Genomic DNA, 22589 nt, shown 5'->3' with positions numbered 1-22589 from the left:
CACTCGATTGTCGCCCGCTCTATTGTCGTCTTGGGCGATGCCGCAGCACTGCAATTGCAAGGCCGACCAGGTAGGCAATTTGGGTGACGACAACAAGATAAAATGTCGAGCGGATGGTGTTTGGAACAGACAGGTGAAGAAAACTGCCTACAGCGACGCTGCCGACGATCACCACCAAGGTCGCCACTATCAGCGCCGGCGCGCGCAACGTAAGCCCTATTGCCAGGGCAAGACCGGCAACGCCGACAATGGCAAGCAACACGGCGACCTCCTCCCTGGGTCAATCTACGCTGCGAGAAACCAACCTTATCCCAAGGAAATCAGAGTCGCTGGTTTTTGTGAAGCCAACCATTCAGCTCAGCGGTTCCGGCGGCGCAGTCAGGGTCTGGATCATTGATCGTCGGGGTGTGAAATGCAGGTTTCCGTCGTTGGGGCACTGATTTGCACGGGAATCCTGGGCCTCGTCGTCTATATGCGCTGGTCGATGATCACTGCGCTGATTGCCTCTCTGGCTTTTGGTGCGACGGCAATCGGGACAATAACCTCGCTTGGCGGTTCATCGCCGCTTATCTTTACCGTCTTTGATATGCTCGTGATACTAGCCGCGCTGGCTCGACGGGGAATCTGGAGGGAAATAGGAGCGGTCTTCGTTCGTATAGGTGCCGCATGGATCGTCTGCGCGCTGATGATCTATGTCTGCATCGGAGCGCTGTTGTTTCCGAGGCTCTTTGCAGGGCAGACGAGCGCCTTCGTCGCGTCCCGCACGGGCAGGGGCGTCTACGAAGCGGCCTTGGCGCCCGTGTCAGGCAATATCTCTCAGGCGGGTTACTTTGTTCTGGGCGGGTTGACCTTCCTGGCGGTCTGTCTGCTGCTTCAGCGCAGCGGCACGTTAGCGGATATCAGGCGGGGCTTCTTCCTATGGTTCAGCTTGCACGTGCTGATGGGCGTCCTGGATTTGCTGGGCAAGGTGCTTGGTGCCGGCGACATCCTTGCCCCGATCCGTACCGCCAACTACGCCATGCTGACGCAGGTCACCGCAGGCGGGTTTTGGCGGATCGCGGGCGCGTTTTCAGAGGCATCGACATTCGGCGCGGGATCGCTGGCAGGGCTGGCGTTCACTTACGCCTATTGGCGCAAGACCGGATCCAAATTCGCATTGGGGTTAGGAGCGGCCCTGTTTGTTCTCCTGCTGCTGTCGACATCGTCGACCGCCTATGTCGGTCTTGCAATCGTAAGCGTGCCTGTTGTCTTTTCTATCGTGAAGTCGCTCGCTTCAGGTCGGCTGAGGTCGGCGGAGGCACTGCTTATCGCGTTGCTGCCGCCCTTGCTCCTCTCCGCGATGGCGGCCGGTCTGTTCTATCCGCATTTCTTCGATCCGGTCTTGCAACTTTTCGACACCACGGTAGCCAACAAACTCACATCAGCTTCCGGCCAGGAGCGCAGCTACTGGAACTACAAGAGCCTGCAGTCTTTCTTCGATACAGGTGGACTGGGGGTCGGGTTGGGAAGCTCGCGCGCCTCGAGTTGGCCGATCGCTCTGCTTTCCCAGTTGGGGCTGTTCGGCACCGCGATGATGGCAGTTCTGTTGGCAATGCTGGTGCGGGGGCTGCGGGGTTGCCACGGTCGCATCGATCCCGAGGTCGACGCGATCGCGTCGAGTGTTCGCGCTTGCGCCTTATCGGCGCTAGTGGCCGCCTCCCTTTCAAGCGGCAGCGCCGACCCGGGTATCGTTTTCCTGATTCCTCTCGCCGTCATTCTTGTCAGCCGGATCCTGGTTGTTGAATACAGCCGCGATACTCGGGCTCCATATCCCCATGGTGACGGCCGGCTCGCTGAGGTAGGTGACGGCTGCCAATCCTAGTGCAAGCACTAGCAGTTGCCTGCGACGAAGCATCAGATCGAAGTGATCACGTCGTGGCCCCGGTCCGTTGACCCAGGCGGTGTGCTGGGCGCATGCACGTTGCAAGTTCTTCGTGCTCGACGTCATCGCTGCTAATGGCAAGCGCGGCAAGGATGCCGCACCAATCTCCCCGATCGCGTTCGAGGTGGTCAAACGCATGGGCGCCCTGTTCGAAATCGAGCGCGACGTCAACGGCTTGCCGCCGACGAACGACTGCAACGACGCCAGCAGGCCGGCCGATCGCAGAGGCGGACCGAGCGGGCAAAATTGTCCCGAAGCTCCGTCCCAGCGCTTCAGCACATAGTCGATTGGCTCAGCAACCGGCGAAGCTTTGGCTGTTGCGGGCTCCGATCGTGGTGCCGATCGGGCCGCCTTTCATGGGCGACGCCGATCAAACCGCCAAGCTCAACGACGTCGATGGGCAGGCCCGACCGGCCGATATCCTCGCTCGCGTCGCCGACAAGTCGATCACACGGCTCGAGGACTTGCTCCCCCTGGAATTGGAGCCCATTGGGCTCACATGCAACCAGATCGTTGGGGCCACCAGATGGGATATCGCATCTCCGGCTCTTCACACTCTCAAATATGTGGCCGAGATGCTCGAAGAGGACGAAGCCTTTTTGCGCGATTGCTCGATTGAGATGTCCTCGGAAGACGGTTGCCTGAGCGCCTACGACGGCTATCTCGCAATCTCGCGACCGAATCAAGCGAAACTCCCCTGGCAGCGGCCTACAAAAGTTCAGTTGCTTGCATAGCGAAGTCTCTTTTCCTATCAAAAGAGCGCAATGACGATTGAGCTATATAGTGCATGTGTTGGTCAAGAAAGTTACCTGGTCGGCCGTGAACTATCCGCAAACCGTTGATCTGGCATGCTGATTAGGGCAGAGGTCGGCTTTGGAATCGCATGATTTGCGGTGTTTGGGCACTGTTTTCCTGCAATTTGATTTTGCGATTCCCTTGTGCTGTGGAGCGTGATCACTTCGGTCGGCGGCGAATCGAGGGGGACGCAGTGTCCAGGCCACGCGAGAAGCGCGAGACGGGAGAGCAGGATCTTTTCCGCCCAGGCTCGATCAGATCATCAACATGAAGCACGAGCTGGTGCGCCTGGCGCAGGCGATGGAGTGGCCGGTGCTGGAGGAGCGTTTCGGTGCGCTGTATTCGGACTGTCCCGGCATGCCGCCGCTGCCGACCCGGCTGATGGCGGGGCTGGCGATCCTCAAGTACACCTTCAACCTGTCGGACGAGGTGCTGTGCGAGCGCTGGGTGGAAACCCTACTTCCAGTATTTGTGCGGCGAGGAGTTCTTCCGCCACGCACTGCCCTTCGACCTCTAGCCCATACCTCGCATGGCTAAATTGACTTTCCTTGCGCCGTTTCCTCCACTGGCGGCGTGGCGTGCGCGCTTCCCAAGCTCATCAACAGGGGGATGATGGCATGACGATAATCCAAACGGCCCAAAAGGCGCGTCACCATCGGTCGGCGCACGCGATTTTCAAAGGCTTGATGAACCCGCAGAACATTTCGGCTGTCGCCAAAATACTCGGACAATGCAACCGTCCAATTGATTTCCTCCGTCGCTACCTGTCCTTGGGCGGAGGTGAGTACCCGGTGTCATACGTGATCTCGACACCCACCGGGAAGGCAAAGGTTACGGCGTTCAATGCCGACGACATCATAACAATTAACGAGATCTTCTTCCGTGGAGATTATGGAGACAGCAGGAAGAAGGAAGTCATCGTCGACTTTGGCTCGAATGTCGGCATATCTGCTATCTATTTCCTGACCAGGAACTCCGGTAATTTCGTCTACTGCTTCGAACCTCTGCCACAGAATGTCGAGCGCCTGAAAAAGAACTTGAAGGCGTTTGAAGGTCATTTCGAGATCAATCCAGTGGCGGTAGGCTATGCCAACGGAACCGTTGAGTTCGGGTGGGAGCCATCCGGACGCTATGGCGGCATCGGCCAGCCTCTCGCCGACAAGATGACGGTTCAATGCGTTGATTCAAACAAGGCGCTCGAGAGGGTGATTAAAAAGCACAGTCGAATTGACTTGCTGAAGATCGACATCGAGGTGCTCGAACGGGAGATCACCGAACGCATTCCAATGGAACTGTCCAGATTAATCGAGAGGATCGCGATAGAATGGCACTTTGTGAACAATCCATTGCCCGCAACGCACGAGATGGCTTGGCGGAGGCCGATTACGACGCTTGTTCGCCTGCCAACACTGTGATGGATTGACGCCTTTGAGGATTCCCACGCGTGTTGCCAAACGGGCGGGGCGCCAAGCCTATTTGCGGGTCGCCAGCGCGGCCGCAAAATCTACAGCTTGCATGCGCACGAGGTGGAATGAATCGGTAAGGGTAGGGCGCATGACGAGTTCGGTGTGAAAGTGTCGGTGGCCACCACACTGAAGCGCTCAAAGGGTGGCCAGTTCGCCCTGCATGCAAAAGCGCTGCCCGGCGATCCCTATGACGGCCACACGCTCGCAGCGATCATCTCTGATATGGAAAAGACCCATCGGATCAGCCGCGTTCTCGCCGACGCCGGCTATCGCGGCCACAACGCACCGGAGGCCACAAGTTCAGGGTCTTCACCGGCGGCCAGAAACGCCGTGTCACCCCAGCCATCAAGCGCCAGATGCGCCGGCGCTCCGCGATCGGGCGCGTGATCGGCCACATCAAGGCTGAGCACCGGATGGGCCGCAACTAGCTCGCCGGCAAGCAGGGCAACGCCGTCAACGCCATCCTTGGCCGCCGCCGGCTACAACTTCTCCCTCCTGCTCAGGTGGCTGAAGGCTCTTTTGTGGCTTCTCCTCGCCGCCGATCAGTCGCGCGCTTCTACCTCATCCCGCTAGCAAAGTCCGAACGGAAGGCTACGGAATGCCTGCAGTATCGCCGGCGGTTTCTGCCTTGAGTTCTATTCCCGGCGCCTCGTGCCGCTCGGTCGATGTCAGGTCCAGCGCGCCCGTTTCATCCTCAGCCAGTGGTATTTCAACCTTGATCGTGTCTCCGGGCTCGACGGCACTCGTTTCGCTAGCTTGGATTTGCACTGTCGCACCATCCGCCGACGGCCGGAAAATCGTGTAGATCGGCGCAGCCAGCTCCGCATCAGTTCGGCGGGCAAGAAGGCTCGGGGCAGATACCGCGGACTCGTACAATAGCCGCCTTGCCGTCTCTGTCTTGCTTTCGAGAGCATCGAGCTCAGCTTGCGTTTGACGCAGGTCGATCGTTACCTCATTTTTGCGCCCATCCTGGAGCTCGAGAATTGATATGTCAGTTTTGCTGATTTCCTGACGCCCACGCAGCAGACTGGTTTCCGCCGACAACCTCTCGCTCTGCGCCTGGGCAAGGGCCCGCTCTAGAGAAAATTCCCGCGGCGCCGCCGCCAGACCTTTGACCACCAGCGCCGAAACCGCTGTCAACTCTTTCTGGATTGAGCCGATCTGCTTGTCGAGGAAAACGAGTTGCGCTTCCAGCGAGGCAAGTTCCTTCTGGAGGAACTCGCGCAGACCATGAAGCGCCCTGACCTGAGTGTCCAATCCCTCGCTGCGCGCCTGGAAGATCAGGCGCTCCTGCTTCAAGAGCATGGCAAAGACGTCGTCTTGAATGCGGGAGGTCAATTGGGCCGGAAACTGAATGTCGCTGGCATGCGAGAGTTCTGCCTCGAGTCGTGCCTTGCGAGCGAGGAGACTGGCCTCGTTCAGTCTGAGCAGGCTCACATCCCCTTCGCCCTGGATCACTTCGCGCTCGAACCTGGCGTCCCTGTCCTCTCGAGTCCGCAACCCGCCCGCGATGCTCAATGCTTGCAACACGGTCAGCCCAGGCCGGTATGCGAATTCTCCCGACTGCGTCACCTTGCCGACAACATAGAACGGTCGGAACTGGACAATTTCCACCGCCGTATTCGGTTTTCGGGCAAGGCCGGTACTTTTCATGAGGCTGTCGCCGATCGAGTTTGCGATCTCACCGGTGGTGAGTCCGGCAGCCTTGATTTCGCCGACCAGCGGTAGCGAAACGGAGCCATTGGGACCGACCGTGTACTCGTCGTTGAGAGCATCCCAGCCAAAAATCTTGTCGCGTGACGCACGCCATTCGTAGACCTTGACGCGGAGCTTGTCCTGCGGGCCGAGCACATACTCTTTGGCGTTTGCAGCCGAGGCACCCAACATGCCGGCCAAGGATATCCCCGCATACACCACGATGTGGAGAATGCGCCAACCTTTGCGCCGAGCCGACAGCTGGCCCAGGCGCCGAACTCGATGATTTGAACGAGCGTCGCTGTCGACTGAAAAGGGCAGTTCCTGGAGCATCTCTTACCTCTGCACTAGATCTTCAGAATATACTCGGGCTCCACCCGGCCCCTTGCCACATGTGAAAGGGCCAGGAGATTGCCGCGCAGACGCCCTCGCCGGTCGACGTAGGATTCCGGCCAGAGGCTGCGCGCGAGATTGGCGAGCAGATTCTTGCCCATCAATCTAAGTGCGAAAGTCGATGGAACGGTCCCTTTGCGGACGAGGTAGATCGGATTCGCCACTTGGGAATAGCCGAAACGGATGCCGTTTACGCGACCGCTCTTGATGCCGAGGTGAACCCCGCGGATCGACGGCAAACGGACGACCCGCCCTCTGACTCTCAACTGGCTGGTGAAATCAACGTCTTCCTGCCAGCCATAGAGCGCAAGCCGTTCGTCGAAGCGCAGTCCGTCGATGAATGCGGCCCTGATCGACATGTTGCATCCATAGGCGCTGAGTTGATCCACCCCACGCGATTCAGTCGCAGGGCCGGCTTCGCGAAGCGCCTGGATACCCTCGTCCCACGTGAGCCCTGCGGTTGTCGCGCCGTCCTTCAGCACGTGTCCCGTCATCACCGCCCAGTCGGGTTGCTGCTTGAACGCCTTCGATACGCCTTCGAGGTAGTCGTCCGCCGGAATGAAATCGTCGTCGAAAAAGGTGATTATGTCGAAACGGTCGCCTGCGACGTCGAGGGCGATGTTGCGCTGCGCCGGCAAGCCGGTCTTTCCGACGACGCGCGATACGGGAAACCGGCAAACCGTGTTGCTGGGAATATGGCTGGCGTCGGGGGCCGACAGTATCACGGCGTCTGGCAGCAGGGTCTGTCGCTCAAGCTGTGCGAGAAGCCGAGCCACGTGTTCCTTGCGACCAAACGTTGCGACGATCACGACCACTTTCATCGACGATCAACTCTCCTCGCGAGCAATGCATTACAGATACGGCGTGCGACCACTGCTTGCGAAGTGAGCGCGCGGTGATCCTAATCCGCCGGCCGCGCCGATACAGCCTGCGCATAAGGTTAGCGTTGATGCGTGCTTAGGCCCATCGAAGTAGGAGACGTACCTCGTTGGAGTACATCCGGCCTCGGGAGGGTGCGGCGCTTAACCCGATAGGCAACTTGTTTGGACGGGACGGACGGCACACAGTCGCTGAGCATCCGGGCAACAAGAATTCCCGAAAAAAAGGTGCCAACATTCCGTGAGGGGCAAAGCATGCGCCATGTGCGACAGCCGAAAGCAACCACCATGGTGGGCCGTGATGCCAAACATTTGCGATCCATCAGCAAGACGCCATTTGCCGCGATAGACCGCAACGCCCGCATCGCCGTCGTGCATGATTGGTGCCCGAATTTTCGGGGAGGGGAGCAGGTCCTTGCCCGGATCTGCAAGATTTTTCCGAGAGCCGAGGTCTTCACCCTGTTTGATTTTCTCCCGAAGGAGATCAAGGAAGAGTATTTTCCAGGCGTAATTTTCCACGTTTCCGGCTTGAATCGACTTCCCTTCGTGGAAAAGTACTACAGGTCACTGTTCTTTCTCTGCCCGTTTATGATCGAACAATTTGATGTCACAGGTTATGACGCGGTAATTTCCTCGTCGGCCGCATTCTCGCGAGGCGTTCTGACCCGCCCGGACCAACCACATTTGTGCTATGTGCACAGTCCGGTGCGGTATGCGTGGGACGAACAATTCTCCTATTTGCAGCAAGCCCGCTTGGGATTTGGCCCGAAAGGTCTTGTCTTTCGCTATATGCTTCACAGGCTGCGGACCTGGGACACAAGAACGGCACATGGTCCTGACCTGATGCTGGCAAATTCGAATTATGTCCGCTCTCGAATCGAACGGATTTATGGCCGCGACGCGCGGGTAGTCCATCCGCCCGTCGCCATCGAGGATCTTGAACTCGTCGTCAACAAGGATGACTACTACGTCACGGCCGCGTTCCACGCCCCGTATAAACGCACGGATCTGATAATCGAGGCGTTCAGCAAAACGCCGTCGCGTCGCCTGGTTGTTGTCGGCGACGAAGTACAATCCCAGCATCTGCGATCGCTTGCCGGCCCCAACATAATCTTCACCGGCTATCTGCCGCGGCATGAATACATCGAGAAAATCGCCAATGCTCGTGCGATGGTGTTTGCTGGATGCGAGGATTTCGGGATAACGCTTGCCGAGGCCCAGGCGTGCGGCACGCCATTGATCGCCTTCGGCCGCGGCGGCGCACGCGACATTGTCCGGCCGCTTGGCGAGAGCGCCCATCCGACAGGTGTGCTCTTCGACCGTCAGACCATCGATTCCGTAGCTGGGGCCATTGATCTATTCGAGAAAAATGCGGTGTCCGTTACGCCGCACGCCTGTCGTATGAACGCGACCCGGTTCTCCGAGGAAAGGTTCGACGTCGCAATACTCGACGCCCTTGGCCTGGCCCAGTCTGTCCAACTCGCTCGCGCAACCGAGTACAATGAACTCTTCGGAGCCGAGAGCTCGACGCGCGATATAACCGGTTCACTTATCGAGCCAATTCTACAATGAACTCATTTGACCTTCACATGGCAAGCAACAAAAAAGCGCTTGGACCGGCCGCGTGCCCGTGCTGCTCGGCGCCAGTCAGCCGGTCAATCTACCGGGTCGAATCAATCCCGGTGCATAGTTGCGTCCTGCTGAACTCGGCCCGAGAAGCGCACGCCTTTCCCCGCCGCGATCTTGACCTCGCATTCTGCGAGGCATGCGGATTCATATTCAACAGGGCCTTTGACGAAACGATCATGGGGTACTCGACCAATTTCGAGGAATCCCAGCATTTTTCCAGCACCTTCAACGGTTTCGCGAAGGGACTTGCACGCGAAATTGCACAAAAATGTGCGATAGCCGGCAAGCACGTGTTGGAGATCGGCTGCGGCAAGGGTGAATTTCTCCGCGAACTTTGCATATCGGGCGGCGCCACCGGGCTCGGTATTGATCCAGCCTATCGAGCCGACAAAGGCCGCAATGATGAGTACGGCGACGTCAAGATCATCGTCGACTATTTCGGACCGGACTACCAGCATCTCCAGGCGGATACGATCCTCTGTCGCCACACGCTCGAACACGTAAGCTCGGTGTCGAGTTTCGTGCGGCTGATCCGCAAGATGATCGGCAAAAGGACCCAGGATTGGGCGGTCTTCGAGACGCCTGATGCAAAACGTGTGCTCGTAGAGAGCGCGTTCTGGGACATTTACTACGAGCATTGCTCCTATTTCAGTCCTGGCGCGCACGCACGCCTGTTTCGCCAGGAAGGTTTCGACGTTACCGATCTGGAGGTCGTCTATGACAACCAGTACATCGTTCAGTACGCCCGGCCGTCGGCCGGCCGGACGATGCCGAGACTACCGCTCGAGCACGATCTGGAATTGATGCACCGTTTGGCGGAAACCTTTCCCGCCCGCGTGCGAGCCGCTCAGAATGCCTGGCAGGAGCGCATTCGCGCCGCACACGCCGCCGGCCGGCGGGTCGTCCTGTGGGGCGGCGGCTCCAAGGCAGTGTCGTTCCTGACGACCTTGCAGCTTGGCGACGAAGTCTGGGCAGCAGTCGACATCAACCCCTACAAGCAAGGCAAGTTTACGCCCGGAACCGGTCACCCGGTCATCGCGCCAAACGACTTGTTGGACGCTCCCCCTGATCTCGTCATCGTCATGAACCCCATATATCTGAATGAAGTGGCGCAATCCTTGATTGCGCTGGATCTTCGACCGGAAGTCGTCGCGGTCTGATTGCGCTCTCGTCAAAGAAGAACCCGAAATGCAAGATTCCAAGTCGCCGCAAGTGTCCCTTGGCATGCCTGTCTATAACGGCGAGAATTTCGTCTCCGAGGCGATCCGGTCGATCCTCGAGCAGGACTTCGATGATTTCGAGCTCGTCATCACCGACAATGCTTCGACAGATAGAACAGCCGATATATGTCTGGAATTCGCGCGGCAGGACAAGCGCGTCCGCTATGTCCGAAACGCACGGAATTTGGGCGCCGGTGCCAATTTCAATCGAGCTTTCCAGCTGAGCACAGGCGAATATTTCAAATGGTGCGCGCACGACGACCTCTTGAGCGGTGGTTTCTTGACAGACTGCGTGCGTGCACTTGACGCGAATGCTCGCCACGTCATTGCCTACCCGCGGCTGCTGGGAATCGACGAGACCGGACAGCTGACTTCCTATGTCGAAAGGGTGCTGCCGGACATGGGAGGATCGAAGCCCGCATCCCGATTCCGGTTGATGGTTGCTGCGCACGGTTGGGATGCTGCGATGTTCGGCCTCTGGCGTCGGGATTCCTTAGCCAAGACGACATTGCACGAGCCCTACTACGGCTCCGATTGTGCGCTTCTGGCCGAGATGGCTCTTCTCGGGACGTTTGTTCATGCGCCCAACGCGATACTATACAGCCGTGACCATCCGACGCGCTCGGTGCGGTTGCCAAGCTCCGAGCGATTGGCTTGGCAAAATCCTGGTGGCTCGACGGCGAATGCCTTTGAATTATCGAGGCGGATAAAACACCTCGTCGCAATTGCCTATCGGCACAGGCGCACAGCACCGTTGGGCATGACACTGCTTCATCTGGTTGCGTGGATCTTGGATCCGCTGCTTATCGCGAGATTGTTCCTGGAACTTGTAGGCGCCGTATCTCCGCAACTTCGTACCAAGCTCCGCGGCGCCGGCGTGGGAGCGCTGAAACGCATTCATGCCGTGTCAAACAGATCGCCTGGCTAGAAACGAGTGATCTGGTGCGACGCCCGCCGGGAGGCTTTGTATGAACCTTCGCCAAGTCACGCCCGCGGCCTCAGCAGTATCAGCCTTCCGAAAATTGCCGGAGGGCTCGGGCAAGAGAAATCTGGTCATCGTCCGGGCGGGGCGTAGCTCTTTGCATGCCGGCTGGACTGAGGGGGTGGGCGACGCCGACTTCGATCTTCTCGTCGCCGCCTACGAGGCTGGCGTCTCCCATGGACAGAACGATTTCAGCGTATTTCTCCCGGGGCGCAAGATCGCCGGCTATCATGCCTTGTTTCAATGCTACCCTGAAATTGCAACGCGATATGATCTCATTGCACTGATCGACGATGACATCGAGACGACGAAGCTGGACTTGAATCGTCTGTTCGCCATCGGCCGCCACTATAAACTTGATCTGTTTCAGCCAGCACTGTCTTGGGACAGCTATTTCTCCTACGCAGCGACGCTTGTCAGCGGCAAGCGATACTTGTTGCGATATACCAACACGGTCGAGATGATGTGCCCGGTGTTCAGCGCCAGGTGCCTGCAAACGGCGTTGAAATTGTTCGGGCTCGGCTACGAGACGGGAATAGACCTTCTTTGGACACGTCTGACTGACACGCCATGGTTGCGGTACGCCATCGTTGACGATGTCGTTGTAAGACACACGCGGCCGGTCGGGACAACAAAGTCGCTTCAAGGTTTCGCCGCCGACGAGCGTTATGACGTGCAGGTTGATGCTGTGCTGAAGAGGTTCGGCGCTGTGTTTCGCGGGTTCGTAACCTATGCAGCGGTGGACCGGCGCGGACAGCTCATACGGTCTCGCTTTCTGATCGGCCTTAACTCCCTGTCGCTTTGGCGGGCGTTGGTCAAGACGCCACTTAGATGGCCGCAGTTTATGCGCCGCTCGACCGACTATACGCGACACTGCTGGCTGAGGCCGGTCAACCTGCAACGGATCGACGTCGATGGAGTGGTAAACTCAGGCCGTCAACCGCAAAGTCTGGATCGCCGGCTCAGGCAACGATGATATCGGGCGCAAGACCAAGCTTTGGTGCCGCCTGGGCAACTTCGTCTCGATAGAGCGGGTTCATCACGATGATTGACCGCACGCGTCGGCCGCGCAGGCTCTCCGGCCCAACCACAGCTGTGCCTGTACCTGGAGCAAAGCACCCTTGCTTGTGCGTTTGACGTCGACCAGAGCGCTGATCCGCGCGCCTCGGGAACGACGTTGACGAAAGTGATACCGTTTAATCTCGCACCCCAGGCAAGGTAATGGGTAATCGCGCCACCAGGCGACTTTGTCGCGATAGTTTTGGTCGAAACGGCGGACCAACGTATCAATCCTTCCAGGTCTTGAAAGACCAGCGGTCATCCCGGTTTCGGGAGGCTTGCTTCGATGAAGAGGCACTGGTCACGGTCGCGTCCCCACAGGTGGTGTAGCTCAGCTCGGCGGTAGCGACGCCGCTCGCGAGCGCGCCCTCGATAGCGCTGTTGCGATCGAGCGGCTTTGCGGTGGTCATCGACAGAACCTGCGCGCGCTCGAGGAGAAGACTCCGGATTCCGATCTCTTGCGCGAGATGATTGGCTTTGCCGCCAAGCGGCTGATGGAGCTGGAGGTTGGAGCCGCCATCGGCGCCGGCTATGGCGAGAAGAACCCGTTGCGCACGGCCCAGCGCAACGGCTATCGCGAGCGCGACTGGGAGACGCGCCGGCACCGTCGAACTGCGCATCCCCAAGCTCAGGAAGGGCTCCTATTTCCCGGGTTCTTCTACAGGGTCGCGCCCGGACACCAAGCTAGCCGCGAAGCCTGAGGAACAAGTCTCGCGCATTGAACAGGTCAGAGCGCACCAGCACGAAGAGAGACGTACAATAGACAGCGGCTCCAAGGACAATTGCGCTAATAAGAAGCGTCTCCTGCGCGGCGTGCTCAGGCGCGCTGCTTAGCCACGCACTGACGGCGCCGAACATCAGGAGGGCGGCGAGAGCCAGTCGTGGGAAGATCTCAAGGGGTCTCAGCACGTCGATACGCGCGATGCGCTGAGCGTAGAAGAGGAAGATTGGTAGGAGGACCAGGCCGCAGGCTACGAGCGCCACCATCGTCATCTCAAGGCTGATCTGCGCAGTGACGGACAACAGCATCGTTGCGACAACGGAGTAGGCTATGTTCAACTTCAGGATCAACCTGGAGTGACCCATTGCGAGGATCGTAAACGCGCAGAGGCTGTCAATCGTGCGTTGCAGGCCCAGCAGCATGAGAATCTGGACAGCGACGACCCCGCTAGCCCATTGCGGGCCGAAGATAAAGGGAACCGCGATCGGTGCGATCGCGGCAAATCCGATGAATGCAGGGAAGCCCGCTATCCCGGCGATACGGACGGTCGTGTCGAAGAAGCGGTCGATCTTTTCGGGTTGATCTTGAATCCGTGCCACCGTGGGCATAGTGACAGCCATCAGCGGACTGAGGAATACTTGCACCAGAAGGTCGAGCGGACGACGGGCGAGAGCATAGACTCCGACCGCGTGGGGGCCGAGGAACGTACCGAGTAGGACCTTTGGAATTTCCTCATTCAAAAAACTCCAAAAAGTCTGGACGATAAGCGGGCCGCCGAATCCTAATAGGTCACGAACCTTTGCATAGGAGAAGGTCAGACGGGGCCGCCAAGAACTGCCAACGAGAAGTACAGCGGTTTCCACAGCCGCTTTTGCAAGGTGCATCCAAATCATGCTCCATACGCCGAAACCGGCTATTACCAAGACGATGCCGAGTGTGCCGCCGACGACTGTGCCGGCAAGTGTACGCAACGCGAACAAGCGGAACTCGAGTTGGCGCTTCAACACAGCCGCAGGTACCGACGAGAGGGCCTGAATTACGACGACCACGCTGCTCCAGCGGATGAGATCTTCGAGAATGGGCTGTCCGAACGCTGCAGCAATCAAACCGGCAGACATCCAGATGAGCCCGCTAATCACCGCGCCGCTCGCGGCGAGAAGCCAGAAGGCCGAGTCAAAGTGTAAGGACTCAATTTTGGGGTGCTGAATGAGTGCCTCCGGTATTCCGGTCGTGACCGGAACAGCAAGAATGACGGGTACAACCATGGAGAGGGCGGCGAGGCCGAATGCTTCAGGTCCGAGGTGCCTGGCCAATACGACAAAAACGGCAAACATGGCTGCTTGCCGCCCCCATGTTTCGACTGCTGTCCAAGCTGCGCCGCTGACAATCTTCGCGCCGATCGATGTCATCGCATGCCTCTTTGTCCGTTGGAGGACGGAACTGCGACTTTCGATCGCGCAGTCAAGGCTTTCCGTCTTCGTCTCACGGCTGCGCCGCTAGCGATCTGGCCTGGTCTACGTGAATAAAAACGAGAGCCGGCGATCTCTCTCCGGCTATCGTTTATCGAGCTGGAATCTCGCGAACGCAGAGTCGTCGCGGGACACAGATGGCGTTTCTCATGCTTGCTCGTCATTCTATTCCACCACCCCACAAGCACGCATGGCTGAGGATGCTGTGGTTGGCGAGGAAAGGTGGCTGCTTCCAGTTCTTATTGGTCATAGGCAGCTCCTCTGGAAATCCTCTTTGTAGCGCAATCAAATTAGGCAGTGTTAAGGCTGATATCCTGATGTTATCGCTGCGGGGCTTGCCGGGATTCGAATTCGTTCGAGTGCATCTTGCCAAACCTTACGCCGGAGCGTGGGAACGTAAACGTCCCCAAACGACGTATGTCTTACGCCCCCGGGGCAGTTTGGTGCAGCCCGATTACCGATGGACCATCCCGCGTCCCACACGCCCACCCGCGCAGGCGATCAAGAAGCGGGAGCTACCTCTTTCCGCGCTGGCTGATATTCAAGGGCAAACGAGGTGCCCGCGGCAATCAAAGTGAGAGCGCACTCTGCCAGATTGTCGGGCTATAACGAGACGAGAAAGTCCGATGACCCTTGGTGGAATGGCCGTGTTGATCCCGACCGGCACGGTCATTGGAGTATCCCCTACCAATCCCGTTCTGCGCTTTCGTGCCGCCACGGTTGAATTGAACTTTCATGCAACCGCAATCTCCGGTGTGAAGCCGAGCTCCGCTACAATACTGGTGATCTCCTCGCGGTAGAGCGGGTTCATGACGATGATTGATTCGACTGGCTGGCCGCGCAACGCCTCCGGAGCAAGGACCGGAGTGGCGGTTCCTGGGGCAAAGCGACCTTGCTTGTGCGGATTCACGTCGATGATCGCGCGGATCCGATCGGCGCCTGGCACTACGTTGACGAATGTAATGCCCTTCGATCCCCCTCCCCAAACGACGGTCTGCTGGGGATTGCGCCTCGCGATGTAACCACCCAATCGCTCGATCTTGTCGCGATAGGCGCGCTCGAAATCGCGGACGAGCATCTCGATCTCGCGGCTGTCAACGGAAGTAGCGTACTTGGGGGCAGCCGGCCGCGCCTCAATGTAAAGATACTGGTCGCCGAAAGACGTCCCTGCATCCAGCACTCGAAAGCCAGCTGTCTCGAACGCCGCGTTCAGCGAAGCGGGCGTGAAATAGGAGGCGTGCTCATAAATGAGGTCCCAGATTCCCATATCTCGGAGCGTGTAAAGGACATTCGGGACTTCAAAGAAGAACACCGTCTCCGGTCCGATACCCGGATGGGCGCGAAGGGCGCGCAGGAATTTCACCGGCTCGGCGATATGTTCGAGAACCTGGCGGCATACCACTAGGTCAGGACGCAGATCCGCGTAGGAATCGCCGAACCAGTCGTTGATAAATCGTACGCCAGGGACCGCCTCCCCCCGATTGTCCTCGAAGCTCTTGTCGAAACCGATTCCCTGCGCACCGCTGATCAAGCTTAGCCGCTTCAGGAAATCCCCCTTGCCGCATCCAATATCGACGATCGTCTTCCCCGACAGCGCGTAGGTCCTGCTCAGGCGCTCGGCCAGCGTTTCGACAAACGCCACGAAACGGGGGGAGAAATGAAGCGAATTCTCGTAGCTTTGCGTATAACCAATGCGATTTTCCTCGAACGAGGCGTTGAAGACGTGCGTGCAGCCGAGGCAGAAGGTAGTCGCAAATCTGCCGGTCTGTGCCGCGCGCGCCGATGCCGCGTCCGCACAAAGCGCGTTGCAGAGCAGGGGCAACGCTTCGAATAGCACCGAATTGAGCAGATTTCGCTGACCGCAGACCAAGCAATCAGTTCGAATGGAACCCGTCGACTGCGTCGGTCCATCGGCTTTCAGGCAAGCCATTTGCGCGCGGTCCGCCTGTTTTGTCATATGATTCTCGGCGTTGGGACGGGGAGGATGAATTTTCCGCCGCGTGCACGATACTCGGCCTGTTGATCGAGAATTTCGTCTACGAAATTCCAAGCAAGGAGAAGGACGTAATCGGGTTGCACCTCGAGGAGCGCTTCAGTCGAGCGGATCGGCAGGCGCTGTCCGGGCATATATTTGTTGTGTTTATGGACGTTGCGATCCACAACGAAGTCCACGAGGTCGCACCCGATGCCGACGGTGTTAATCAGCGTTGCTCCCTTGGCTGCCGCTCCATAGGCGGCAATCGTGGCACCCTGCGACTTTAACCGGCGCAAGAGCGTGGAAAGGTCGCGCTTCAGCGCGTCGACCTTGGTGGAGAAATCGCGGAAATAGCCGATCGCATCGATCCCGCGCGAGGCTTCATGGGCAAGCTGTTCCTTTACTGTCGCCCCCACGTTCTCGCGCGATTCCACATAAAGGCGCAGCGAACCGCCGTGGATTGAAAGGTGCTTGACCTCATTGAGGTAAAGCCCGTGACGGCGAAAGAGCTTATCCAGTGCAGTAACTGAAAAATAGCAAAGATGCTCATGATAGATCGTATCGAACTCACAATGTTCGATCAAAGGTTCGACATAGGGTGCCTCGATAACCGCCACACCGTCATCCTTGAGAAGTCGGGCAATTCCTGCCACAAATCCGTTGGTGTCGGCCACGTGGGCGAGCACGTTATTGGCATGGATAATGTCCGCGCGCATGCCTTGGGCGCGCAGCGTTTCCGCGAGATCGCGGGTGAAGAATGCACAGCGCGTGGGCACGCCGGCCCTCTCGGCAGCGGCGGCAGGTCCGTCGGCCGGATCAATTCCGAGCACCCGCATTCCCGCCTCGACGTAGTTCTTCAGCAGATAACCATCATTGCTCGCCAATTCGATGACAAGGCTCTCCGGGCCAAGACCGCGGCGGTTGATCAGATCAAGCGCATTCGCACGCGAATGCTTTAAGAGAGCAGGGGAGAAAGAAGAATAATATGGATAAGAATCGGCAAAAAGAACTATCGGATTCACCGTCTCGGTGATCTGGACGAGGCTGCAGTCTTTGCAGAACGCGACGCGCAGCGGAAAAATGGGCTCCGGTTCGCCGATGTCGCTGCTGGTGAGAAGGCGATCGGCCAGTGGCGTTTTACCGAACTCGAGAAACGTCTCAATGCCACTTCCACCGCAAGATCGGCAGGCTCGCTCGGTCACCGACTTCGCATCTAGGCACATCATGTCCATATCGTCCCCCTTAGCCCGGCTCAGTCTGCTTTGGGCAGAACGGGAACGCGACCAGGTGCTCGTCCAGTTCGCAATCGCGGATCAGCTTTTTCACGTGGGCGATGCGCCTGACGCGCTCCCCCTCGAACTCTTCAAGCAAGAGACCAACAGTGCCGAATGCCTCGTAGCGCTGCGCGACGCCGCGTCGGGCCGTCCATTGCGGCTTGAACGCGTGCAGGCTCTCTGTTTCCTCGGCCAGCCGTGTCCCAAATCCTCCCGCGAGGATACCCACTTTCATAAAGTCTTCCCCACCAACAAACACAGGTCTCAAACGCCCGTGAGTTCTGTTACCATGGGCGATCGGCGTTCAACAATGCGAGCGAACGGATGATGGAAGCGCACCAATGTGGACCTTCAGCACCATGCTTGATAGTCAATTGCGACTGCGACTAAGCCGTTTGACGTAGGCGACTGGTCAGCGTCGGCTGTCATTGTTGCGCCGCATCTGGATGATGAGACGCTGGGTTGCGGTGGAGTTGCGGCCAAAAAGATTGCCTCGGGTGCCTAGGTCCGTTTGGTTTTTGTCACCGATGGCGCCGCGTCGCGACCCTAGGCATCCTGAAACCTTGCGGACGACACGCGAAGCCGGAGCCATAGAAGCGGTTCGTCGTCTTGGCGTTTCATCCGAAAGTGTTACATTCTTACGCCTTCCAGGCGGGGCGGCCAAGCATCACGTTCATGAGATAACACATGCGGTCGTGTCGATGCTCAAGTCATGGCGGCCGCAGAGCGTTTTCGTGAACTATGCAAAGTATCCGGCTTCCGATCATGTCGCCGTCAATGCAGCAGTTGGCGCGGCGCTTCGTGGTTATGGTCGCCCTTGTTACGGTATTCGAGTATCCAGTCTGGATTGGTACCATTGCGTCGTCCACGCTCAATAGCCTCGCCTATGTTGGCGATGTTATCGGCGTAAAGCGTGAAGCGCTGGCGGCGCATGCGTCAGATGCGGCGCCTGGAGAACTAAGATGAATGGCGGGCGCTGTCGGATTTGTCGGGGGGAGATTTCGTCGGGCGGTTGGCCGACTACGAAATGTTCACACGCTACGAAATCAACATTTACCATGTTTGGCCGCCTGATCGCGGTCCTTATGATCGGGTGCACTCTCGCAAGTTGCGACGCCGCTCAGGGACAGGGACCTCCCGAAGAAATTCTAGAGTCGGGTCTTGTTTTTGAACGCAAAGAGATTGCCCCCTATTCAGGAGACGTAAAGCTTGTTGGCGACATAGACGGCGATAATCGACTAGATTTCGTTCTTGGCGGCTTCCCCGAGGATGCGATGTCTTGGTGGCGGTGGCCCGATCTGGTCCACACCGTAATCGCGAGGCCCCGCGTCGAGTTCACCACCGACGGCGTGCTTGCCGACATCGATGGGGACGGTGATCCCGACATCGTCACGGCCGATGGGTCCGATGCTGTCAATCTCGTCTGGTTCGAGAACCCGCGGCCGAATGATAACCCGACCCACGGTCCCAGCTGGAAGCGCCGGGAAATCGGTGCAGTCGGCAGCTGGGGCAAAGACATCAAGGCGGCCGATTTCGACGGGGACGGCCTCGTTGATATCGTCGTTCGGGCGCCTGGCGAAGTGATGATTTTCTTCCAAGAAAGCCCCAGCTCCTGGACCCGCGTGGGCTTGTTCTTCTTCAACCTTGGCGAAGAGGGAATGGCAATCGGTGATATTGACGGCGATGCTGATGTCGATCTCGTCCTGCACGGAGTATGGGCCTCGAATCCAGGCGCAGCGGCAGCACGCGATCCAGCACTATGGCGCAGCTACGAGCTTGGTCCGTTCAATCCTGCATTCAAGGCGCTCGTCACCGACCTTGACCAGGACGGCCGCGCCGACATTCTGACTTCGAGTTCCGAGCACACTGACGACGTCGCCTGGTTCCAGCCCCTCGCCGGACCGACGGGCCGCTGGATCCGCCATGTCATTCAGCCTTCTGTCGCGGGCGCCCATACGCTGCAGGCAGCCGACATGGACGGAGACGGGGACAACGATGTCGTTGTCGGGCAGATGCATACGACAGAGGAGCGCAAGCTCGCGATCCATTACAATGTCGACGGGCGAGGAACGCGCTGGTCCCGTCAAGTGATCGACGATGTGGGCCTCCACAACGGAATCGTCGCCGACGTCGACAGGGACCGCGATTTTGACATCTATGGGGCGAACTGGGTGGGCAACCCGCCTGTCAGAGTGTGGATCAATCGCCTGGATCCGCCTGCATCGGTCCGCCTCGACCGCTGGACCTATCATCGCATCACGAACGGGCACGTCCGCTCCTTTGGGATCGCTTTTTCCGCCATGGATGGTGATGATCTCACGGACATCATCTCGGGTCCGTTCTGGTACCGTCAACCGGTCGAACCCTGGAACACAGAATGGGAACGGGCCCCGCTTGCCGAGGGTGTGGACGCGGTCGCAGCCCTGGATCTCGATGGTGACGGGCGCGGGGAGGTCATAGCACAGCGCGGCGGAGGCAGGGCGCTGCACCTGGTGTGGCTCCATGCCGAGGACATTGAAGCGCACCGCTTTGAAGAGCACGAGATCGGAGAGGTTCCCGCCGCCAGTCATGAGCTCGGCTCCCAGGGCCATGCGCTAGCCCAGGTCGTAAAAGGTGGGAAGCCGGAGGTGGCGGTCTCGAGTGGCGGTGGGGTTTTCTATTTTAAGATTCCTGACGATCCAACAGTCGAGCCATGGCCGCGCACCCGCATCTGCGCCGAAGCGTCTGATGAAGGGATCGCATTCGCCGATATCGATAGGGACGGTCTACTTGACCTTGTCGCCACGACCGGCGATGCAAAGACGGCCGCATGGTGGCGCAATCCGGGTGACGGCTCGCCAGACTGGAAGCTTCGGCATGTTGGAAAAGTTCCTGAAATGGTCTATCCCGACCGCGTCGCGGCCGCCGATCTTGATGGCGACGGGCGTGCGGACATCGTCGTGACCGAGGAAAATGGCAAAGCCGACAGCGCTAAGGCGTATTGGTGGCACAACCCCGGCGACAGCTCCTCCGACTGGGAGCAACACGAAATCACCTCGCGCGGTTCCCTTAATAGCCTTTCAGTGTCCGATATGACTGGGGACGGCAGGCCGGATCTTATCATGGGCGAGCATCGCGGCGCACTTCGCCTCTCGAGCTGGCATAATCTGGGTGGGGGACGGTTCATCGAGCAGCTGGTCGGCGAAGGGATGGAAAACCATCTGGGAGCAAGGACGGTCGACCTCGACGGTGACGGGGATCTCGACATTGTGTCGATCGCATGGGACGCATTCGAAGCGATCCATGTCTGGCGGAATGGCGCGGTCGGCAAGGATGCTGATGGCGACCAAAAGGCCCGCTGACGGGGAGGGGTGAGCATCGGCCGGCGCGCCGCATGAACCGTAGCGACCTCGTCCGGCACCACCTGTTTACACCGCTGCGCGGGCGCTCATGCTTCGACGCTCAAGTCCGGGAAAATTCGATGCGCTGAATGAATTCAACCGCTCGACGTGTTAAACCATTCGACGTTGTCGATAGCAGGTTGACCAAGCCAGTGCGCAAGTCGGGCCGCTCACGCCTTTACGACGTTGTCGGTGCGTGACTGACTGCGCGCACAAGCATTTCTCGTATCGATCACCAGCTTTGCGTACTTGGTGATGTTCTGCCAATCAATCGCATCATGATCTGTCGAGATGACAACGGCATCATACGATGCCAAACTGCTAGCGCAGATATCCACAGAGGGGCGACCTGCCAGGGTGGCGTACTCTCTTGTTCCGGGTATCTCCGGTACGTAGGGGTCGTGGTAATCAACGACTGCCCCGCGTCGCTCCATGATGTCGATCAGCTTCAACGATGGGCTTTCTCGTGTGTCACCCACGTTTTTCTTGTAGGACATCCCGATCACCAAGATCCGCGAACCCCTCAGGCCGCGGCCGGCTCGCCGGTCCAAGGCCTCTACAAGGCGGTCAACCACATAATGCGGCATGTTCGTGTTGATTTCACCGGCAAGCTCAATGAAGCGTGTTGTTACTTCGTATTCTCTTGCCTTCCAGGTCAGGTAGAATGGGTCGATCGGGATGCAGTGCCCGCCGAGGCCGGGGCCAGGATAAAACGCCATATATCCGAACGGCTTGGTCTTGGCGGCTTCGATCACCTCCCAGACGTCGATGCCCATCCTGTCAAAAATCACCTTTAGCTCATTGACCAACGCAATGTTCACAGAGCGAAATATGTTCTCGGTCAGCTTCACAGCCTCTGCCGTTGCGGTGGAGGCCACGGGAACGGTTTGCACGATGATCTGATCATACAGTTCCTTGGCAACCTGTAGGGACGATGAGTCGTCGGCGCCTATCACCTTTGCAACTGTGGCGGTGGTGTGTACGTCGTTGCCTGGGTCCACCCGTTCGGGCGAATAGGCGAGAAAAAAGTCCTTTCCTAGAGAAAGATTCGTCGCCTCGAGCAGCGGCTGCACGACCTCTCGCGTCGTTCCTGGCCAGGTCGTCGACTCCAGAACGACAAGTTGACCAGGGCGCAGCCGCTCCGCGATCGCACGTGCGCTGTTTTCGACGAACGACAGGTTCGGCTCCCGGTTTTTGGTAAGCGGCGTTGGCACCGCTATCAAGATCGCGTCGGGTTCGCTTAGGTCGGCGAAATCGCTGGTGGCGCGAAACCGCTTGCTGTCGACAGCCACTTTGATGGCAGCACCAGGCAAATGATCTATGCCGGTTTCTCCGCGGTTAAGAAGTGCAACCCGAGACGCGTCGATGTCGAAACCGATGACTTTGAACCCCGCGTCCAGCGAGATCATGGCGAGCGGCAAACCAACGTAGCCGAGGCCCATGATGCCAATGGTGTAGTCCCGCGTTCGGATGCGGTTAACCAGTTCCTGAAGGTCTGGAGCAGTTTGCATGAGATGCTGGCAACTTTCGCTTCAATGTCGACAATAAAGGATCGTCTCAATTACCGCGGGGAAGCAGTTCACAGCAATCAGCAAAATGTATGCGCTTAGCCAACCCCGGAGCTGAAAATAGCATGGATTGCACCATTGGGAGAACAGCCGAAATGCTTACCCCAAGCCACGTTGTCAAATAAACCTTGCGCTGCCACATTTAACTTTCAAACGACGTCCTA

The 22589-nt window shown here is 58.5% G+C and carries 17 protein-coding genes and 5 pseudogenes; 12 read left to right on the top strand and 10 right to left on the bottom strand.

What is annotated here, in order from left to right:
• Positions 1–19: 19 nt before the first annotated feature.
• Complete coding sequence (locus BQ8794_RS24160; protein ID WP_077381131.1) at positions 20–262, bottom strand: hypothetical protein; 243 nt, start codon at positions 260–262, stop codon at positions 20–22.
• Between the two features lie 150 nt (positions 263–412).
• On the opposite strand from BQ8794_RS24160, the gene BQ8794_RS24155 reads away from it, so the two are divergent.
• From BQ8794_RS24155 to BQ8794_RS24130, 5 genes and pseudogenes are all read left to right on the top strand, one after another.
• Positions 413–1861, top strand: a complete 1449-nt coding sequence (locus BQ8794_RS24155; RefSeq protein ID WP_174654522.1) for a hypothetical protein — start codon at positions 413–415, stop codon at positions 1859–1861.
• Between the two features lie 52 nt (positions 1862–1913).
• Positions 1914–2566 (top strand): annotated as a pseudogene (locus tag BQ8794_RS36725) (transposase domain-containing protein); the annotation flags it as partial.
• A gap of 343 nt (positions 2567–2909) precedes the next feature.
• Positions 2910–3227: pseudogene (locus tag BQ8794_RS24140) on the top strand (transposase); the annotation flags it as partial.
• 106 nt (positions 3228–3333) lie between these two features.
• Entirely contained in the window at positions 3334–4131 is a 798-nt protein-coding gene (locus BQ8794_RS24135; protein ID WP_077381128.1) for an FkbM family methyltransferase, read from the top strand.
• Positions 4132–4200: 69 nt separating this feature from the next.
• Positions 4201–4755, top strand: a pseudogene (locus BQ8794_RS24130) (transposase); the annotation flags it as partial.
• 18 nt (positions 4756–4773) lie between these two features.
• Here BQ8794_RS24130 and BQ8794_RS24125 read toward each other — a convergent pair.
• Both BQ8794_RS24125 and BQ8794_RS24120 read right to left on the bottom strand, forming a co-directional pair.
• Positions 4774–6210, bottom strand: coding sequence for a polysaccharide biosynthesis/export family protein (locus BQ8794_RS24125; RefSeq protein ID WP_077381127.1), 1437 nt, complete (start codon positions 6208–6210; stop codon positions 4774–4776).
• A 14-nt stretch (positions 6211–6224) separates the two neighbouring features.
• Positions 6225–7091 carry a glycosyltransferase family 2 protein gene (locus tag BQ8794_RS24120; RefSeq protein ID WP_077381126.1) on the bottom strand — a complete coding sequence of 289 codons (867 nt, stop codon included), beginning with the start codon at positions 7089–7091 and terminating at the stop codon, positions 6225–6227.
• A gap of 345 nt (positions 7092–7436) precedes the next feature.
• Here BQ8794_RS24120 and BQ8794_RS24115 point away from each other — a divergent pair, with 345 nt between their 5' ends.
• The 4 genes from BQ8794_RS24115 to BQ8794_RS24100 all read left to right on the top strand — a co-directional run bounded on the left by BQ8794_RS24115 (position 7437) and on the right by BQ8794_RS24100 (position 11955).
• Positions 7437–8720 carry a glycosyltransferase gene (locus tag BQ8794_RS24115; RefSeq protein WP_425293584.1) on the top strand — a complete coding sequence of 428 codons (1284 nt, stop codon included), beginning with the start codon at positions 7437–7439 and terminating at the stop codon, positions 8718–8720.
• Positions 8721–8953: 233 nt separating this feature from the next.
• Positions 8954–9937, top strand: a complete 984-nt coding sequence (locus BQ8794_RS24110) for a class I SAM-dependent methyltransferase (protein ID WP_077381655.1) — start codon at positions 8954–8956, stop codon at positions 9935–9937.
• 28 nt (positions 9938–9965) lie between these two features.
• Positions 9966–10925 carry a glycosyltransferase family 2 protein gene (locus BQ8794_RS24105; RefSeq protein WP_077381124.1) on the top strand — a complete coding sequence of 320 codons (960 nt, stop codon included), beginning with the start codon at positions 9966–9968 and terminating at the stop codon, positions 10923–10925.
• Between the two features lie 40 nt (positions 10926–10965).
• A complete protein-coding gene (locus BQ8794_RS24100) occupies positions 10966–11955 on the top strand; it encodes a hypothetical protein (RefSeq protein ID WP_077381123.1) in 990 nt (329 codons plus the stop codon).
• A gap of 310 nt (positions 11956–12265) precedes the next feature.
• On the opposite strand, the gene BQ8794_RS35955 is transcribed toward BQ8794_RS24100, so the two are convergent.
• Positions 12266–12448 (bottom strand): hypothetical protein, encoded by a 183-nt coding sequence (locus BQ8794_RS35955; RefSeq protein WP_077381122.1) that lies wholly within the window; start codon positions 12446–12448, stop codon positions 12266–12268.
• On the opposite strand from BQ8794_RS35955, the pseudogene BQ8794_RS24090 reads away from it, so the two are divergent.
• A pseudogene (locus BQ8794_RS24090) lies at positions 12425–12689 on the top strand (transposase); the annotation flags it as partial. The gene BQ8794_RS35955 and the pseudogene BQ8794_RS24090 sit on opposite strands and share 24 nt — an antisense overlap.
• A gap of 33 nt (positions 12690–12722) precedes the next feature.
• On the opposite strand, the gene BQ8794_RS24085 reads toward BQ8794_RS24090, so the two are convergent.
• From BQ8794_RS24085 to BQ8794_RS24070, 4 genes are all read right to left on the bottom strand, one after another.
• On the bottom strand, positions 12723–14168 hold the full coding sequence (locus BQ8794_RS24085) for a lipopolysaccharide biosynthesis protein (protein ID WP_077381121.1): 1446 nt from the start codon (positions 14166–14168) through the stop codon (positions 12723–12725).
• A 793-nt stretch (positions 14169–14961) separates the two neighbouring features.
• Complete coding sequence (locus BQ8794_RS24080) at positions 14962–16185, bottom strand: class I SAM-dependent methyltransferase (RefSeq protein ID WP_244555085.1); 1224 nt, start codon at positions 16183–16185, stop codon at positions 14962–14964.
• A complete protein-coding gene (locus BQ8794_RS24075) occupies positions 16182–17435 on the bottom strand; it encodes a class I SAM-dependent methyltransferase (RefSeq protein ID WP_077381120.1) in 1254 nt (417 codons plus the stop codon). The genes BQ8794_RS24080 and BQ8794_RS24075 overlap by 4 nt, the downstream gene beginning before the upstream one ends.
• Positions 17436–17445: 10 nt before the next feature.
• Complete coding sequence (locus BQ8794_RS24070; RefSeq protein WP_077381119.1) at positions 17446–17712, bottom strand: hypothetical protein; 267 nt, start codon at positions 17710–17712, stop codon at positions 17446–17448.
• Positions 17713–17923: 211 nt separating this feature from the next.
• On the opposite strand from BQ8794_RS24070, the pseudogene BQ8794_RS36720 reads away from it, so the two are divergent.
• Positions 17924–18214, top strand: a pseudogene (locus tag BQ8794_RS36720) (hypothetical protein); the annotation flags it as partial.
• A 37-nt stretch (positions 18215–18251) separates the two neighbouring features.
• Here BQ8794_RS36720 and BQ8794_RS36715 read toward each other — a convergent pair.
• Positions 18252–18410 (bottom strand): hypothetical protein, encoded by a 159-nt coding sequence (locus BQ8794_RS36715; protein WP_244555122.1) that lies wholly within the window; start codon positions 18408–18410, stop codon positions 18252–18254.
• Between the two features lie 125 nt (positions 18411–18535).
• Between BQ8794_RS36715 and BQ8794_RS24060 the strand changes: the two genes are divergently transcribed.
• Positions 18536–20818: an FG-GAP repeat domain-containing protein gene (locus tag BQ8794_RS24060; protein WP_244555084.1), complete on the top strand. Its 2283-nt coding sequence runs from the start codon at positions 18536–18538 to the stop codon at positions 20816–20818.
• A gap of 209 nt (positions 20819–21027) precedes the next feature.
• On the opposite strand, the gene BQ8794_RS24055 is transcribed toward BQ8794_RS24060, so the two are convergent.
• The gene (locus tag BQ8794_RS24055; protein WP_077381117.1) at positions 21028–22368 is read right to left on the bottom strand and encodes a nucleotide sugar dehydrogenase; all 1341 of its coding nucleotides are present in this window, start codon (positions 22366–22368) and stop codon (positions 21028–21030) included.
• Between the last annotated feature and the right edge of the window lie 221 nt (positions 22369–22589).

This window comes from Mesorhizobium prunaredense (assembly GCF_900156895.1).
Classification (GTDB): Bacteria; Pseudomonadota; Alphaproteobacteria; order Rhizobiales; family Rhizobiaceae; genus Mesorhizobium; species Mesorhizobium prunaredense.
Note: the sequence above shows the minus strand (reverse complement) of the source record. Positions and strands in the feature narration are given on the sequence as shown.